This window comes from Paraburkholderia sp. (assembly GCF_050742655.1).
In the GTDB taxonomy this organism is placed as follows: Bacteria; Pseudomonadota; Gammaproteobacteria; order Burkholderiales; family Burkholderiaceae; genus Paraburkholderia.
In genome coordinates this window covers 26476-41985 of sequence record NZ_JBOIGG010000015.1, presented here as the reverse complement: position 1 = coordinate 41985, position 15510 = coordinate 26476, and the positions used below count along the sequence as shown (strand labels likewise).

The window sequence follows — 15510 nt, the reverse complement described above, 5'->3', positions numbered from 1 at the left end:
TCTGGCCGTCGGCCCCGCATTCATGCTGGGCCGCCCAATCGACCTGCATGACCCGAACCGACGTTCCCCAAGCTTCCAGCGACCCGGCGCCCACCGATCCGGCCGATCCCTTCGATCCGAAGAAGGTGCTTGTCCAGTTGCCGCATCTGCCGGGCGTGTATCGCTATTACGACGTGCACGGCGCGGTGCTCTACGTCGGCAAGGCACGCGATCTGAAGAAGCGCGTGTCGAGCTATTTCACGAAGACGCTACTGTCGCCGCGTATCGCGATGATGGTCACGCGCATCGCGCGGATCGAAACGACGGTGACGCGTTCCGAGGCCGAGGCGCTGCTGCTCGAAAACAATCTGATCAAGGCGCTCGCGCCGCGCTACAACATTCTGTTTCGCGACGACAAGTCCTACCCGTACCTGAAGATCACCGGACATGCGTACCCTCGCATGGCGTACTACCGCGGTTCGGTCGATCGCAAGAACCAGTACTTCGGGCCGTTTCCGAGCGCGTGGGCCGTGCGCGAGAGCATTCAGATCCTGCAGCGCGTGTTTCAGCTGCGTACCTGTGAAGACTCGGTCTTCAGCAATCGCACGCGGCCGTGTCTGCTGCATCAGATCGGTCGCTGCACGGCGCCGTGCGTGCACGCGATCAGCGAAGAGGACTACGCGCGCGACGTCGCGAACGCATCGCGGTTTCTGCTTGGCCGGCAAAGCGAGGTGATGAGCGAACTCGAGCAGAAGATGCACGCGTTCGCCGCCGAACTGAAGTTCGAGCAGGCCGCGGCGGTGCGCAACCAGATGAGTTCGCTGTCGACCGTGCTGCATCAGCAGGCGATCGAAGTGGGCGGCGACAGCGATGTCGATATCCTCGCGGTCGTCGCGCTCGGCGGTCGAGTGTGCGTGAATCTCGCGATGGTGCGCGGCGGCCGGCATCTCGGCGACAAGGCGTATTTTCCGGCGCATGTCGAGAGTGCGTTGAGCGTCGAAGAAGGGGGACTCGGTTCCGATGAAGGCGCCGATGCGCAAGACGTCGACGACGCGGTCGAAGTGCTTGCGGCATCGCGCGATGTGCTTTCTGGTGTGGACGTGGAAGACGTTACTGTGATTAGCGATGAGGCAGGCGATCTCGTCGACGAAGCGGAAGGGGTCGAAGAAACGCAACCGCAAGCCAGCCCGCGTCGCGGCGGCAGAAAACCCCTTCCCACAGGCATCGAAGCCGAAGTGCTCGAAGCGTTCATCGCGCAGCACTACCTGGGCAATCGCGTGCCGCCAGTGCTCGTGGTGAGTCACGCGCCCGCGAATCACGAGCTCGTCGATCTGCTGATCGAGCAGGCCGGTCACAAGGTCACGGTGCTGCGGCAGCCGCAAGGCCAGAAGCGCGTGTGGCTCGGGATGGCCGAACAGAACGCGCGGCTCGCGCTCGCGCGGCTGCTGTCCGAGCAGGGGTCGCAGCAGGCACGCACGCGGGTGCTTGCCGAGACGCTCAGCCTCGAATGCGATGACCTCGGTCAATTGCGGATCGAATGCTTCGACATCAGTCACACGATGGGCGAGGCGACGCAGGCGTCGTGCGTCGTGTATCACCATCACAAGATGCAGTCGGGCGAGTACCGCCGCTACAACATCACCGGCATCACGCCCGGCGACGACTACGCCGCAATGCGCCAGGTGCTCACGCGGCGCTACGAGAAGATGGTCGCGCAGGCCGCGGCGAATGCGGACCAGCAGACGGAAGATGAAGTTGTCGTCGCGCCGGCCGAAACCGGGGCCAACACCGAACCGTCCGCGGAAAGCACGCCCGCTGTCGTTGCGGAGCTTCCCGCGGCAGGCAGCACGATGCCGAACATCGTGTTGATCGATGGCGGCAAGGGGCAGGTCGAGATTGCGCGGCAGGTGTTCACAGAACTCGGCATCGACCACAGCATCCTCGTTGGCGTCGCGAAGGGCGAGGGGCGCAAGGTCGGGCTCGAGACCCTCGTGTTCGCCGACGGCCGGACGCCGCTCGAACTCGGCAAGGAAAGCGCCGCGCTGATGCTGGTCGCGCAGATCCGTGACGAAGCGCACCGGTTCGCGATCACAGGCATGCGCGCGAAGCGCGCCAAGACCCGCCAGACGTCGCGGCTCGAGGAGCTCGAGGGCGTGGGCGCGAAGCGCCGGCAGCGGCTGCTCGCGCGCTTCGGCGGACTGCGCGGCGTGGTCGCGGCGAGCGTCGAGGATCTGGCGAGCGTCGAGGGCATTTCGCAGGCGCTCGCCGAGCAGATCTACCGGCAGCTGCATTGATGCGTTTGTATGCACACTCCCCGTCGTGGAGCCCCGCGGCCGCGTTGCTTGTGGCACGCCCGGCGACACGGCACAATTGCAACTCCCTTGTCAGACGCTGCGCCTGCCCATGCCGTTCAATTTCCCGATTTTCCTGACGTGGCTGCGGATCGTCCTGATTCCGCTCGTCGTGGGCGTGTTTTATCTGCCCGACATGATGATGAGCCCCGCGCACCGTAACTGGGCCGCTGCGGCGATCTTCATCCTCGCGGCGCTGACCGACTGGTTCGACGGCTATCTCGCCCGTAAATGGAACCAGACGTCCGCGTTCGGCGCGTTCCTCGATCCAGTCGCCGACAAGCTGATGGTGACGGCCGCGCTGCTCGTGCTGGTCCAGCTGGCGCGGCTCGATTCGGCGATCGCGCTGGTGATCGTCGGCCGCGAGATCGCGATTTCGGCGCTGCGCGAGTGGATGGCACAGATCGGCGCGTCGAAGAGCGTCGCGGTGAATTCGCTCGGCAAGCTCAAGACCGTATGCCAGATGGTCGCGATCCCGATGCTGCTGTTCTACGGCACGTTGCCGCTCGGCGGCGGGCTCGTCGTCGATACGCGCGTGTGGGGCCTGTGGCTCATCTATCTCGCGGCGTTCCTCACGATCTGGTCGATGCTGTATTACATGAAGCTCGCGTGGCCGCAGATCCGCGAGCGCGGCGGGATGGCCTGATTCCGCGGAGGCGCCCGCCACATGCGGCGTCGGCTTGGGAGGGGTTGACACTTTTCGGTCGTTTATACATAATCTCGTTTCTTCGCGGCAGGCAGGTGGCTGAAGCGGAGTAAAAAGGTAGTAGAAGCAGTAAAACGCGGGAGTAGCTCAGTTGGTAGAGCGCAACCTTGCCAAGGTTGAGGTCGCGAGTTCGAGCCTCGTCTCCCGCTCCAGATTCGAAGCAGCGTTTTGTGTTTCTGTCGCGGTTCAAAACGTTGTACGCAGGACCATGCGGGAGTAGCTCAGTTGGTAGAGCGCAACCTTGCCAAGGTTGAGGTCGCGAGTTCGAGCCTCGTCTCCCGCTCCAGACATACGGGGAAGCAACGCTTCCCCTTTTGTTTGGCAGGCCGGTTGGCCAATGCACCTTTCTGCGGACCGTTGCAGTTGCAGCGAGCAAGACGGTCCGGCAGCCCGCTTACGGCGCGATAGCAAAGCGGTTATGCAGCGGCCTGCAAAGCCGTCCAGGCCGGTTCGACTCCGGCTCGCGCCTCCAGCAGTTGAAAAGAAAAGCCCCGATTTTCCGGGGCTTTTCTTTTTTGTAGCGGCGATTCTCGAGTCACTGCGTCCGGACAGATCCACGGTGCGGTACTGACGTTCTCGATACCGACCCGCGTCAATCCACACGCTTCGCAAGCAACCCCGGCAACTCCTTCATAAACGCATCGCGCGCCCGTACCCCGGCCAGACCCTGCATCACTCTATCCTCCTGCACGAGCCGCGCGAACACGACGGTCCGCGTGCCTTTCGTCGCCCAGCCGACGAACCAGCCGTAGCCGTGTGCTTTATCCGTGGTGCCGTCCGCGGCAAGCGGGAAGCCCGAGCCCGTTTTTCCGTGCACGTCCCAACCGTCAGGCAACTGCGCGACCTCGGTGATCTGGTTCGTCATGTCGTACGCGTGTGGATTCACGGGCAACTGACGGTTGACCACCTTCTCGAGAAACGCGACCTGCTCGAGCGGCGAGATGCGCAGCGACGAGCTGAGCCACGCGTGTTCGAGTCCGTTGTGTTTGCCCGGGTCGCCGGACACGTCGCGGTTGCCGTAACCGAACGCGTCGACGTAGTAGCGGAAACGCACGTCGCCGAGCGACTTCGTGACCTGTTGCGAAAACCATATGACCGAATAGCGGATCCAGCGGGTGGGGTCGGTCGGTTGCAGCCAGTCCGCGCCACCCCAGTCGGGATAGCCGGCGCGATACGGCAGGACAGGCGAGTGCGCGTCCTTCAGGAACCCGGAGTCGAAGCCCATCAGACTGATTGCGATCTTGAACGTCGATGCGGGTGTCACGCGTGTGCTGCAGTCGCCTTCCTGCATTAGAACCGTTTGGGATCGCGCGTCGGCCAGTGCGGTGCAGACCGTTCGCGCCTGCGCTGTGGATGCAGCGGCAACTGCGCAGGCCGCTGCGAGAAAACCCTTCAAAACAAGTCGTTTAAGCATCGTTTTCGTTTTCGGTCAGGCGCGGGTTCGCGCGACAGGGTGAACTATCGATGGTTTCCGCGCGGCCCGCAAACGATGATAAATTGCCGGATGAACAAGAAAATCTAATGCATAGAAGACGATGCGATGCGACTCCAGCTACCTCTGAACGCGCTGCGCGCGTTCGAATCCTCCGCTCGACATCTGAGTTTCACGAAGGCGGCGCACGAACTTGCCGTGACGCAGGCGGCGATCAGCCAGCAGGTTCGCGTGCTCGAGGCGCGTGTCGGTACGGTGCTGTTCAAGCGTTTGCCGCGTGGACTCGCGTTGACCGACGAGGGGCTCGCGCTGTGTCCGGTGCTGACCGAGGCGTTCGACCGGATGGAGACCGTGCTGCGGCAATTCGAGAACGGCCATTTTCATGAGGTGCTGACGGTCGGCGTGGTGGGGACATTCGCGGTCGGCTGGCTGATGCCGCGGCTCGCTGCGTTTCGCGATGCGCATCCGTTTATCGAACTGCGCGTGCTGACGCACAACAACCTCGTCGATCTCGCGACCGAAGGGCTCGATTTCGCGATCCGCTTCGGCGACGGCACATGGCCGGGCTCGCTCGCGCTGAAGCTGCTCGATGCGCCGCTGTCGGTGCTGTGTCGTCCCGATATCGCGCGGCGTTTGCGCACGCCGGGCGATCTGGCCGGCGAAACGCTGCTGCGTTCATATCGTATCGGCGACTGGGCCAGCTGGTTTGCGGCGGCACACGTCGCGCCGCGGCCGGTGCGCGGTCCGGTGTTCGATTCGTCGCGACTGATGGTCGAAGCCGCGATGCAGGGCGCGGGCGTCGCGCTCGCGCCGGCCGCGATGTTCGCGCACGAACTGGACGCGGGCCGGCTCTGTCGTCCGTTCGATATCGAGGTCCACGCGGGGAGCTACTGGCTCACGATGCAAAAAGCGAAGACGCCCACGCCTGCGATGCGGCTCTTCAACGACTGGGTTGTGCGCGAAGTGCAGAAGGGCGGGGCGGACTATCGGTCGGCGCAAAACGATGCGCAATGAATCTCAATGAATCTCACGTTCATATACGAGATGAACTGCGCGCCGATCGACCGGTCGTAACTGTCGAAGCGACTATAGTTAAGAGCGGTTAAAAGCGCTTCAGCCGACCCCAAGGAGGATAACGATGAAAATTAACACCCGTCGAATCACGACCCGAACGACGTCCCGCATCGCCGCGGGCGTCGCCACCGCGGGCTTTCTGCTCGCTGCATCGCTGCCGTTCCAGGCCGCACATGCCCAGCTCGGCAATCTGCTGCCAGGCGGCGGTTCGAACAGCTCGTCGGGTGGCGGCGGGCTTAGCGGCAACCTTGGCAGTCTCGGCGGCCTCGGTAGCTCACTGTCCGGACAATCGATGACGTCGGGCAGCACCGGCAACGTCGCCGGTGTGCTGCAGTTCTGCATCAAGAACAACTACCTGAGCGGCAACAGCGCGTCGTCGGTGAAGGACTCGCTGATGAGCAAGCTACCCGGCGGCTCATCGACGACGGACAGCGGCTACACCCAGGGTTCAAACGGCATCCTCAGCGGCAGCAACGGCAAGCAGATCGACCTGAGCGGCGGCGGCCTGAAGGAGCAGGTAACCAAGCAGGTCTGCGACAAGATCCTCTCGCAGGGCAAGTCGCTGATGTAGTCCAGGGGCGGACGGGCGAGGCGGTTGCCGGTAGTCGCAGGAGAGCGCAGCCGCCGCGCCCGAGAAAACCCCTGGCCTCGCGTCATTGGCCTGCAGCCGCCGGTCCCGGCATAATCGGGTATCGCCATGGCGCATCCGCGCCATTCCACCGATTCACCGATTGCACCCATGACCGATCCGCAGCACGCCGGCTCACAGGCGGCCTCTTCTCAAACTAGCCAGACTTCTGACGCTTCCCAGGCGATCCTTTTCGACTGGCGCTGGAAAGCGTTCGACGACCTGTCGCCCACCGAGGTTTATGACATCCTCGCCGCGCGCAGCGCGGTGTTCGTGGTCGAGCAGAAGTGCGCGTACGACGATGTCGACGGCCTCGATCCGCAGGCCTGGCATCTGTGCGCGTACAGCACCGGCGGCGCACGGCCGCGGATCGCGGGCTATCTACGCGTGCTGCTGCCTGGCGACGGCGACGCCGACGTGCGCATCGGCCGAGTGCTGACGATGCCTGACTTTCGCGGCGTCGGCATCGGCCGCGCGATGATGGAGCGCGCGCTGAGCCACATTTACGCGCAGTGGCCGGGCGTCCCGATCCGTCTGCATGCGCAGGCGCATCTGCAGGCGTTCTACGGTGCGTTCGGTTTCGAGCCGGTCTCCAACGTTCACGACGACGACGGCATCCCGCACGTGTGGATGCGCTCGAGCTAACGCGAGGGCCTGAGGGCGTTAACGCTTCACGGCAGTCACGGAGCACTCAGGAAGAGGGCGACTCGATCACGCGACGCACATCGTGTGCGATCACGTCCGGCGAATCATGATCGGTCGCGAGCAGGCGTGCGTGTCCATTGGCATCGAACACATAGACGGCCGAGCTGTGCGTGACTTCGTAGTCGCCGTTCGGATCGCGCTTTTCCATCTGATACGCGACGCGATATTTCCTCGCCATCGATTCGATCTGCGCATCGGTGCCCGTCAGGCCGCGCGCGTGTTCGGCGTCGAACGCGGCCATATAGTCGTGCAGCGCTTTCGGCGTGTCGCGTGCCGGGTCGACGGTGATGAACAGGATGCGCACCTGCTGTGCGTCGGGGCCGAGCTTCGCAAGCACCTGCATCAGACGCGCCATCGTTTCCGGACAGACGTCGGGGCAGTGCGTGTAGCCGAAGTAGACCAGCGACGTGCGACCCTTGAACGTCGCGCCGGTGACGGGCTTGCCGTCGTCGGCGGTCAGCGAGAACGACAGGTCGGGCAGGTGGCCGGTCACGTCGGTGAGTTGCCACGGGGTGCTGTCGTGCTGCGTGCAGCCGGCGAGCGCTGCCACGGCGAAGAGGCCGAGCGCGGCGCGGCGTGCGCGCAGCAGGATGGCCGGACGTCGGATCGCGTTCGCGCCGCGGTGAAGAAAATCCATTTGCATGGCGTCGCGGAGAAGTTCTGGGGAACCATGCCCGTAGCGCGCACTCGATCCCTTATCGGTTCAGGATGAGCGGGCGTATCGCGAAAAGGCGCGGGCCATCGTGGCTGCGACTCTAACGCAAATCGCGGGGCGGTGTCGCGGCTACGGCAGTGGTTCGGCGCCGACGAGTCAATTTGCCGCACGAGCCGGAGGGGCACGAGGCGCGCTGAAATCCCGGGGGCAGCATCGAGCGTCGCTCGGGGCCCACCGGCATCGTGCCTCGCCTTACGTTCTCGAAAAATCGACGGATGCGCGGTAAGATGCGCACACTTTTCCGGCGGCATATCCGGCTGCATACGGCCGAGAGGCAAGATAAACCGATGCATGCACTTCCGGCAGTTCTGTCTCCGACGGAGACCGCATTTTTCTTCGATTTCGACGGCACGCTCGTGGAGCTCGCGCCGACGCCCGACGGCGTACAGGTGGAGCCCGGCACCGTCGAGCTGCTCGCCGAACTGCGCCGGCTGACGAACGGCGCGGTGGCGATCGTGTCGGGTCGCGGCATCGACAGCATCGACGGGTTTCTCGGCATGCCTGACCTGCCCATAGCGGGCCTGCATGGAGCCGAACGGCGCGACGCGAACGGCGACACGCAGCGCATCGGCTTCAACGACGAGCGGCTGCTGCGGATGGAGCAGGTGCTCGCCGACGTCGTGAACCATCACCCCGGCATGCTGCTCGAGATCAAGGGTGCCGCGCTCGCGCTGCATTACCGCAACGCACCGGATCGCGAAACGGTCGCGCGCGAGGTCACGTCGCGCCTCGTCGCGGACTACCCGGGCGCGTATGTGCTGCAGCCCGGCAAGATGGTCTACGAGATCAAGCCGAAAGACGTCGACAAGGGTCGTGCACTGCGCGCGTTCCTCGACGAGCCGCCGTTCGCCGGCCGTCGTCCGGTGTTCGCTGGCGACGATCTGACCGACGAAAAGGGCTTCGCAGTCGTCAACGAATACGGCGGCGTGTCGATCAAGGTCGGCGACGGCGACACGATCGCGCGCACGCGCCTCGACTCGGTGAAGGCGCTGCACACGTGGCTCGCGTCGGTAGTCGCAGCGGCGGCGGCGCGCGGCGCATGAGCGTAACGTCGCGTCGTCCCGAGCGCCTGCCGATCCATTCATCGCACGGGGAGCGCCGGCAATGGGCCGACTGATCATCGTATCGAACCGCGTGGCGCCGATTTCCGAAGGCGGTCCGGCGGCGGGCGGTCTCGCAGTCGGCGTGTACGACGCGCTGAAGGAAACCGGCGGGATGTGGTTCGGCTGGAGCGGCGACGTGCTCGCGTCCGGGCAGCCGCAGATCAAGGTCGAGGAGCGCGGGCCGGTGACCTTCGCGACGATCGGTCTGACGCGCCGCGACTACGACCAGTACTACCGCGGCTTTTCGAACGCGACGCTGTGGCCCGCGTTCCACTATCGTCCCGATCTGCTGCAATACGACCGGCACGAATTCGAAGGCTATTGCCGCGTCAACGCGTGGCTCGCGCAGCAACTGGTGCCACTGCTGCAGCCCGACGACGTGATCTGGGTGCATGACTATCACCTGATCCCGTTCGCGCAGGCGCTGCGCGCATCGGGCGTCGCGAATCGCATCGGCTTCTTTCTGCACATTCCGTTCCCCGCGTCGCAGGTTTTGCTGGCGGTGCCGCCGCATCGCGCGCTCGTCGAGGCGCTGTGTTCGTTCGATCTGCTCGGCTTCCAGACCGCGCCGGATCTGCGCGCGTTCTGCGATTACATCGTGCATGAAGCGAACGGCTCGATCGATGCGTCGGGTGACGGTCCGCACGTCGTGCGCGCGTTCGGCCGCACGCTGCATGCGGCCGATTATCCGATCGGCGTCTATCCCGACGAGATCGCGGCGCTCGCGAAAGCAGGCGAACCCGGCAAGGCCGTGCGTACGATGAAGGCGACGCTGCATGCGCGCAAGCTGATCATGAGTGTCGACCGGCTCGATTATTCGAAAGGGCTTGTCGAGCGTTTCCGCGCGTTCGAACGGCTGCTCGAGCAGGTGCCCGCGCAGCGCAATCACGTGTCGTTCCTGCAGATCGCACCGCCGACGCGCGCCGACCTGCATGCGTATCAAGACATCCGGCTGCAGCTGGAAGGCGAGTCCGGCCGCATCAACGGACGCTTCGCCGAGCTGGACTGGACGCCGATCCTGTACATCCACCGACAGTACGAGCGCTCGGTGCTGGCCGCGCTGTTCCGCACCGCGCACGTCGGCTATGTGACGCCGTTGCGCGATGGGATGAATCTCGTCGCGAAGGAATATGTGTCGGCGCAGGACCCGGAGAATCCGGGCGTGCTGGTGCTGTCGCGTTTCGCCGGTGCGGCGCAGGAGTTGCACGGCGCGCTGATCGTCAATCCGGTCGACATCGACGGTATGGCCGACGCGCTCGCCGCAGCACTCACGATGCCGCTCGCGGAGCGGCAGGCGCGCCATCGCGACATGATGGTGCTGCTGCGGGAGAACAATGTATCCGTGTGGCGCGACCGCTTCATGCGCGATCTGCAGCGGTCGGGCGAGCACGCTGCCTAGCGGGTTGGGCTGGCGGGGAGGCGGTCCCATCGGGACCGCCGTCAAAGTGGATTGCGTGCGTTACGCGACGTGCTGCTCGTCGACCTTCTTGCCGCCGATGTGCAGCGTCGTGCCCTTGCCGTACTGCTTCGACAGCAGATCGCGGTAGAGGCCGGGGCGGTTGCGCAATTCTTCGGGGGTACCGTCGTCGATGACCTTGCCCGTGTTCATCACGATGATCCGGTCGAAGTTGTGCAGCGTCGACAGCCGGTGGGCGATCGCGATCACCGTGCGGCCGACCATCAGCCGGTCGAGCGCCTTCTGGATCGCTTCTTCCGATGCGCTGTCGAGCGCGGATGTCGCTTCGTCGAGCAGCAGGATCGGTGCGTCCTTCAGGATCGCGCGCGCGATCGCGATGCGCTGCCGTTGACCACCCGACAGTTTCACACCGCGGTCGCCGACGATCGTGTCGAACCCTTCCGGCATCGCTTCGATGAAGTCCGAGCAGCGCGCCTCGCGGGCGGCGGCGATCACTTCTTCGCGCGACGCATCGGGCCGGCCGTACGCGATGTTCTCGTACACGGTGCGGTGAAATAGCGAGATGTCCTGCGGCACCAGCGCGATCGTGTGACGCAAGCTGTCCTGGGTGACCGCGGCGATATCCATGCCGTCGATCTTGATCTGACCGCCCTGGGTTTCGTAGAAGCGCTGCAGCAGCGCGAGCACTGTCGACTTGCCGGCGCCCGATTTGCCGATCAGGCCGACGCGCTGGCCCGGCTCGATGTGCAGGTCGAAATGATCGAGGATCGGCCGGCGGCGTGGGTACGCGAACGTGACGCGCTCAAAGTCGACGCGCCCGCCCTGCGGCACGAGTTCGGCCGCGTCCGAGTGGTCCGGCATCCCGTGCGGCTCGAGCAGCGTCTTCACGGCTTCCGCGAGACGCGCGACGTGCTGTGTCACGTCGACCAGCGCGACGGCGAGGTCGCGCGTGCCGTGCAGGATCGTGAAGCCGAGCGAGCTGACCAGCACGATGTCGCCCGAGGTCGCCTTGCCCTGATCCCACAACCACAGCGCCCAGCCGAGCAGCCCCGCCGACAGCAGCGCGGTGATCACCGCGTGCAGCAGCCGCAGCTTCTCGAGGTACAGCAGGCTTTGCTGCCGGGCGTCCATCTCGGCCTTGACGGTCGCACCGAAGCGCTTCTGCTCGCGAAAGGTCATGCCGAACGCGCGCACGAGCCCCATGTTGCTGATCACGTCGACCAGCTCGCCGTCGACCGATGCCGCTTTGGTCGCGAACTGGTGGTGGCGCGCGGAGCCGCGGCCGGCGAGCTTGTACAGCACCACCGACAGAATTGCCGAGCACGTCAGCAGGCCGGCCGCCATCAGCGGATTGACGGCAATGATCATCACGATCGCGCCGCACACCGCGATGCATGGCGGCAGCACGTTCCACGCAGTGGTGTTTTCGGCGGTATAGACTGCGTTCGACGTCGCGGTGATGCGGCTCGCGAGCATGCCGGGCTGCTTCTCCGCGTAGTAGCTCGGTGAATGTCCGCTCAGATACTGGAACAGGTCGCGCCGCAGGTCGCCCGTGACGGCGACGAACGTGTGCGCGGCGACCCAGCCGCCGACCCGCCACAGCATGTTGTCCGCTGCGATCAGGCCGACGAGGATCGCGAACGCGCTCCACAGCGGCCCGGGATGATGCCGGCCCGTGCCGAGCACGTCGATCAGGTGCTTGATCGCGTATTGCGATGCGAGCGCGCAGCCCACCGCGGCGAACACGCTGCACAGCACGATGGTGTGCGCGAGCGGATGGCGGCGGATGAAGCGGAAGAGAAACGCAAGCGGCCGGTCCGCATAGCTCGCGAGCTTTGCGTTGCGGGCGTTACGCTGTGCGATGGTCAAATGTTCCAATTGATCGTGAAGTCGGAGTGAGGCGGTTAGCGATGCAGCGTCATCGGTTGCGATGCGTCTGCAAGACAAGTGAATGTTTCGGCATTGTAGATACGCAAAAGCTATTCCGCATGCGGAATGTCGCCCGGTCGACAGCCATCTTCAGCAATTGCGATGAGCAGGCCTCGTTTGCTGGACCGATCTCGCGGCCCGACGTTCGCGGAATCGCGTATTTTCGGATGGCAATCCAGCTATAATTACAGATTGCATTCAGCGTTCGTTGCGTGCTACCGACTTCGGGCCGTCGCCGGAAGTCAACGGAAGTCACGCAGGGCGTATTTCTGCAGTCTTCCCGCAGTCCGTTTTTCCCGCAGTGCAGCGAACCTGTTCCCAATGTAAAACTCCGTTGGAAAACAAGGGTTTGCAAAATGTTGCGCCTTTGTAACAACGTAAAGACTTTGAAATGTTGCGCGCCGCGGAGGCGGCTGGGCGCGGATAATGCGCTCTCGGTCAGCCCGCCGCGAATTTTCAGACGTCTGTCAACGGGTGTTCATGCCACGCGTTTACGCCGGGATGGGCAAACTGGCAGACGTTGACCAGTGTGGGTGTCCTTGCCAAGCGATCTATCGCAGGGTTTCTCGAGAAAACAGGCCCGACCGGCTTTTGCCGGTCACACCGCCGTAGCGAGCAAGCGAATCGCTTTTACCAACCGCAGTATCTTTGCCTGATTTTTTACGAGGAGTTCTCCATTATGCGAATCGCTCAAATCGCTCCGTTGCACGAAGCGGTTCCGCCGAAGCTGTATGGCGGCACCGAACGCGTGGTGTCGTACCTGACCGAAGCGCTGGTCGAACAGGGGCACGACGTGACGCTCTTCGCGAGCGGCGATTCGCAGACTTCGGCGAAACTCGAAGCGTTCTGGCCGCAGGCGCTGCGCCTCGACCCGACCATCCGCGATACGATGGCCCCGCACATGCTGCTGCTCGAAGAAGTGCGCCGCCGCGCGGACGAATTCGACGTGCTGCATTTCCACATCGACTACTACCCGTTCTCGCTGTTCTCGCGCCAGCCGGTCCCGTTTCTGACCACGCTGCACGGCCGTCTCGATCTGCCCGAACTGCAGCCCATCTTCAATACGTTCAACGATGTGCCGGTCGTGTCGATCTCCGACAACCAGCGCGTGCCGCTGCAGCAGGCGAACTGGTCGTCGACGGTTTATCACGGGCTGCCGGAAAACCTGCTGACGCCGCGCAAGGACATCAAGCCGGGCTACCTCGCGTTCCTCGGCCGTATCTCGCCGGAAAAGCGCCTCGACACCGCGATCCGCATCGCGCAGCAGGCCGGCATGCCGATCAAGGTGGCTGCGAAGCTCGACAAGGCCGACCGTGCCTACTATGAAGAAGTGATCAAGCCGCTGATGTCGCTGCCGCACGTCGAATACATCGGCGAAATCAGCGAAGGCGAGAAGGCCGAATTCCTCGGCGGCGCGCACGCGCTGCTGTTCCCGATCGACTGGCCGGAGCCGTTCGGTCTGGTGATGATCGAAGCGATGGCCTGCGGTACGCCGGTGATCGCATTCAAGCGTGGCTCGGTGCCCGAAGTGATCGAGAACGGCGTGTCGGGCTTCGTCGTCGAAGACGAAATCAGCGCGGTCGCCGCGGTGAATCGTCTCCATACGCTGCCGCGCGAAACGGTCCGCAAGGCATTCGAAGCGCGCTTCTCGTCGAAGGTGATGGCGAAGAACTACGTGGCCGTGTACGAAGAACTGCTGCGTCAGAAGCGTCGCACGGTGCTGCGCGAAGTTAACGCCGGCTGATCCCGAAAAGCGGTTTCACAGCAGTTTCATAGCAGATGCAACAACGCCCCGCATGCGGGGCGTTGTTGCATCTGCGCGTCGGAAGGTGGGGCGAAACGACGCGGCTCGGGTGAAAGGCGCCATTTCGCGCGGGTCTAGCGTGAGCGCGTGTTGCAATATCCCTATAATGGCCGTGCCGCAGACGGGCGGTGTTGCCGACGATACAGGAGGATGCTTTGCCGAGAACGAAAGAGACGCGTGCGAACGCGGCGCCCGGCGCCGGCATGCTCTTCGCGCTGCGCGCCATCGGTCTCGTGATCCTGGTTCGCTGGCTGTTCTCGATGTCGCAGATGGACCTGCTCGGCGCACTGTCGGGCATGGCTTCGTCGCCGTGGGCGTGCATCAATCTCGTCTTCCTGTTCCTGCTGATTTTCCTGCCTGGCGCCCGTGCGCAGGCGGAGCGTCCGTTTCATCCGCTGCCGCAATGGCTGCGTCAGGCGCTGCGGTTTTTCGCGTTTCTAGGGTTCGCCTTCGCGCTGTGGTCGATCGGTGCCTTCGTGTTCGTGGCCGGCTGGCGCCGTACGCTGAACACGGTCGCGGCGACCAACGGCTGGCTCGTGGCCGCGCCCGCGCTGTATGCGGCTGTCTTGTGGATCTGCCGGCCGCGCGCGCTGTGGCGGACCAACATCGCGGCGCGCCGTTTCGCGATCGGCCGTTATGCGGTCGCGCTCGATGTGGCGACCCGCACCGCGATCGTGTGGGTCGAGAGCCGCAAGCTCGGACAGTACGATGCACGCGAGCTGTCGCTGCGCTGGCCGGCGGAGATTTCGCATGGCGTGGCTGCGCCAGCTGTTCCGGCTTCGACGGAAGAGCCCGTGACGGGCATCGCTACCAGTGCCACCGGCGCCACTGCCGCAGCGAATGCGCAGCGTCCCGCCGACACTCGGTCCAGCCTGTTCCGCTGGCGGCGTTCCCCGAGAGTCGAACTGGTGTGGGATTCGCCGGCCGCTGCCGGACACAATCGACAGAGCGTGTTTCGCGCGCCGCTCGTTACCGAGGGCGATCGGGCGGCGGCACGCGCACTCGATACGACGCTGCGCCAGACGGTCTAGCCACAACGCCGTTCAATGCGGCTCATGATGGTCCGCGACGGTTCGTAATGCCCCGTAACCGCCCATCGACGAGATACCGCGATGTCGTGCCGCTAACGGCCAGGAAAAAGCTACATTGAGCGTGTCGCGTTTTTCAAGGAGTCGCCATGGTGATTCGCTGGTTGCTTGCCGCCATCCATCTGCTTGCCTACGGTTTTGCGCTCGCGTCGATCCTGCGACGCAGCGTCGCGCTTCGTCACTGTTCGACGCCCGCCGGTCTGCCGCCCGTTTTTCATGCCGACGGCGGCTGGGGTATCTCGGCCCTCGTGCTAATCGTGACCGGCCTGATGCGCGCGTTCGGCGGCTATGAGAAGGGCACCGACTATTACCTGCACGAGCCGCTGTTTCACTGGAAGATGGCCGCGCTGGTGCTGATCCTGTTGCTGGAGATCACGCCGATGATCGCGTTGATCCGCTGGCGCATCGTGTTGAAGAAGGGCGGCACGCCTGATCTGAGTCGCGCGAAACGCTATGCGGGCATCGGCGTCGTGCAGGCGGTGCTGTTGATCCTGATGGTATTTGCCGCCACCGGCATGGCGCGCGGTATCGGTTTGCCCGCCAATGCGGTGTGAGCAGGTTCGACGCGCAACGCTACGC

Annotated in this window: 13 protein-coding genes and 3 tRNA genes; 13 read left to right on the top strand and 3 right to left on the bottom strand. The window is 64.4% G+C overall.

Annotation, left to right across the window (positions count from 1 at the left end; genetic code table 11):
- Window positions 1-47: 47 nt before the first annotated feature.
- The 5 genes from uvrC (at window position 48) to ACREXZ_RS20620 (ending at window position 3508) form a co-directional block, all read left to right on the top strand.
- The gene (gene uvrC / locus ACREXZ_RS20640; RefSeq protein WP_431765975.1) at window positions 48-2273 is read left to right on the top strand and encodes an excinuclease ABC subunit UvrC; all 2226 of its coding nucleotides are present in this window, start codon (window positions 48-50) and stop codon (window positions 2271-2273) included.
- Window positions 2274-2382: 109 nt separating this feature from the next.
- Entirely contained in the window at window positions 2383-2976 is a 594-nt protein-coding gene (gene pgsA, locus ACREXZ_RS20635; RefSeq protein WP_431765974.1) for a CDP-diacylglycerol--glycerol-3-phosphate 3-phosphatidyltransferase, read from the top strand.
- Window positions 2977-3112: 136 nt separating this feature from the next.
- Window positions 3113-3188: transfer RNA gene (locus ACREXZ_RS20630), tRNA-Gly, on the top strand.
- Between the two features lie 58 nt (window positions 3189-3246).
- Window positions 3247-3322: transfer RNA gene (locus tag ACREXZ_RS20625), tRNA-Gly, on the top strand.
- A gap of 112 nt (window positions 3323-3434) precedes the next feature.
- Window positions 3435-3508, top strand: a tRNA-Cys gene (locus ACREXZ_RS20620).
- A 120-nt stretch (window positions 3509-3628) separates the two neighbouring features.
- On the opposite strand, the gene blaOXA is transcribed toward ACREXZ_RS20620, so the two are convergent.
- Window positions 3629-4450 (bottom strand): class D beta-lactamase, encoded by an 822-nt coding sequence (gene blaOXA / locus ACREXZ_RS20615; protein WP_431765973.1) that lies wholly within the window; start codon window positions 4448-4450, stop codon window positions 3629-3631.
- Between the two features lie 126 nt (window positions 4451-4576).
- Between blaOXA and ACREXZ_RS20610 the strand changes: the two genes are divergently transcribed.
- From ACREXZ_RS20610 to ACREXZ_RS20600, 3 genes are all read left to right on the top strand, one after another.
- Complete coding sequence (locus ACREXZ_RS20610; RefSeq protein ID WP_431765972.1) at window positions 4577-5482, top strand: LysR family transcriptional regulator; 906 nt, start codon at window positions 4577-4579, stop codon at window positions 5480-5482.
- Between the two features lie 124 nt (window positions 5483-5606).
- On the top strand, window positions 5607-6113 hold the full coding sequence (locus tag ACREXZ_RS20605; protein ID WP_431765971.1) for a DUF2501 domain-containing protein: 507 nt from the start codon (window positions 5607-5609) through the stop codon (window positions 6111-6113).
- 168 nt (window positions 6114-6281) lie between these two features.
- The gene (locus tag ACREXZ_RS20600; RefSeq protein WP_431765970.1) at window positions 6282-6815 is read left to right on the top strand and encodes a GNAT family N-acetyltransferase; all 534 of its coding nucleotides are present in this window, start codon (window positions 6282-6284) and stop codon (window positions 6813-6815) included.
- A 46-nt stretch (window positions 6816-6861) separates the two neighbouring features.
- On the opposite strand, the gene ACREXZ_RS20595 is transcribed toward ACREXZ_RS20600, so the two are convergent.
- Window positions 6862-7518: an SCO family protein gene (locus ACREXZ_RS20595; protein ID WP_431765969.1), complete on the bottom strand. Its 657-nt coding sequence runs from the start codon at window positions 7516-7518 to the stop codon at window positions 6862-6864.
- A gap of 359 nt (window positions 7519-7877) precedes the next feature.
- Here ACREXZ_RS20595 and otsB point away from each other — a divergent pair, with 359 nt between their 5' ends.
- Together otsB and otsA are read left to right on the top strand one after the other, a co-directional pair.
- Window positions 7878-8633, top strand: coding sequence for a trehalose-phosphatase (otsB, locus tag ACREXZ_RS20590; protein WP_431765968.1), 756 nt, complete (start codon window positions 7878-7880; stop codon window positions 8631-8633).
- Between the two features lie 61 nt (window positions 8634-8694).
- Window positions 8695-10092 carry an alpha,alpha-trehalose-phosphate synthase (UDP-forming) gene (otsA, locus tag ACREXZ_RS20585; RefSeq protein ID WP_431765967.1) on the top strand — a complete coding sequence of 466 codons (1398 nt, stop codon included), beginning with the start codon at window positions 8695-8697 and terminating at the stop codon, window positions 10090-10092.
- A 60-nt stretch (window positions 10093-10152) separates the two neighbouring features.
- On the opposite strand, the gene ACREXZ_RS20580 is transcribed toward otsA, so the two are convergent.
- Window positions 10153-11988 carry an ABC transporter ATP-binding protein gene (locus tag ACREXZ_RS20580; protein WP_431765966.1) on the bottom strand — a complete coding sequence of 612 codons (1836 nt, stop codon included), beginning with the start codon at window positions 11986-11988 and terminating at the stop codon, window positions 10153-10155.
- A 730-nt stretch (window positions 11989-12718) separates the two neighbouring features.
- On the opposite strand from ACREXZ_RS20580, the gene ACREXZ_RS20575 reads away from it, so the two are divergent.
- The 3 genes from ACREXZ_RS20575 (at window position 12719) to ACREXZ_RS20565 (ending at window position 15485) form a co-directional block, all read left to right on the top strand.
- A complete protein-coding gene (locus tag ACREXZ_RS20575; protein ID WP_431765965.1) occupies window positions 12719-13783 on the top strand; it encodes a glycosyltransferase family 4 protein in 1065 nt (354 codons plus the stop codon).
- Between the two features lie 215 nt (window positions 13784-13998).
- Complete coding sequence (locus ACREXZ_RS20570; protein ID WP_431765964.1) at window positions 13999-14874, top strand: hypothetical protein; 876 nt, start codon at window positions 13999-14001, stop codon at window positions 14872-14874.
- A gap of 146 nt (window positions 14875-15020) precedes the next feature.
- On the top strand, window positions 15021-15485 hold the full coding sequence (locus ACREXZ_RS20565; protein WP_431765963.1) for a DUF2214 family protein: 465 nt from the start codon (window positions 15021-15023) through the stop codon (window positions 15483-15485).
- Window positions 15486-15510: the final 25 nt, after the last annotated feature.

What these genes read in the sequence shown, in the direction of transcription:
- ACREXZ_RS20600 (WP_431765970.1), top strand. Translation starts at nt 6,282, where the DNA reads ATGACCGATCCGCAGCACGCCGGCTCACAGGCGGCCTCTTCTCAAACT.
- blaOXA (WP_431765973.1), bottom strand. Translation starts at nt 4,450, where the DNA reads ATGCTTAAACGACTTGTTTTGAAGGGTTTTCTCGCAGCGGCCTGCGCA.
- ACREXZ_RS20605 (WP_431765971.1), top strand. Translation starts at nt 5,607, where the DNA reads ATGAAAATTAACACCCGTCGAATCACGACCCGAACGACGTCCCGCATC.
- ACREXZ_RS20575 (WP_431765965.1), top strand. Translation starts at nt 12,719, where the DNA reads ATGCGAATCGCTCAAATCGCTCCGTTGCACGAAGCGGTTCCGCCGAAG.
- uvrC (WP_431765975.1), top strand. Translation starts at nt 48, where the DNA reads ATGACCCGAACCGACGTTCCCCAAGCTTCCAGCGACCCGGCGCCCACC.
- ACREXZ_RS20610 (WP_431765972.1), top strand. Translation starts at nt 4,577, where the DNA reads ATGCGACTCCAGCTACCTCTGAACGCGCTGCGCGCGTTCGAATCCTCC.
- ACREXZ_RS20595 (WP_431765969.1), bottom strand. Translation starts at nt 7,518, where the DNA reads ATGCAAATGGATTTTCTTCACCGCGGCGCGAACGCGATCCGACGTCCG.
- otsB (WP_431765968.1), top strand. Translation starts at nt 7,878, where the DNA reads ATGCATGCACTTCCGGCAGTTCTGTCTCCGACGGAGACCGCATTTTTC.
- otsA (WP_431765967.1), top strand. Translation starts at nt 8,695, where the DNA reads ATGGGCCGACTGATCATCGTATCGAACCGCGTGGCGCCGATTTCCGAA.
- pgsA (WP_431765974.1), top strand. Translation starts at nt 2,383, where the DNA reads ATGCCGTTCAATTTCCCGATTTTCCTGACGTGGCTGCGGATCGTCCTG.
- ACREXZ_RS20565 (WP_431765963.1), top strand. Translation starts at nt 15,021, where the DNA reads ATGGTGATTCGCTGGTTGCTTGCCGCCATCCATCTGCTTGCCTACGGT.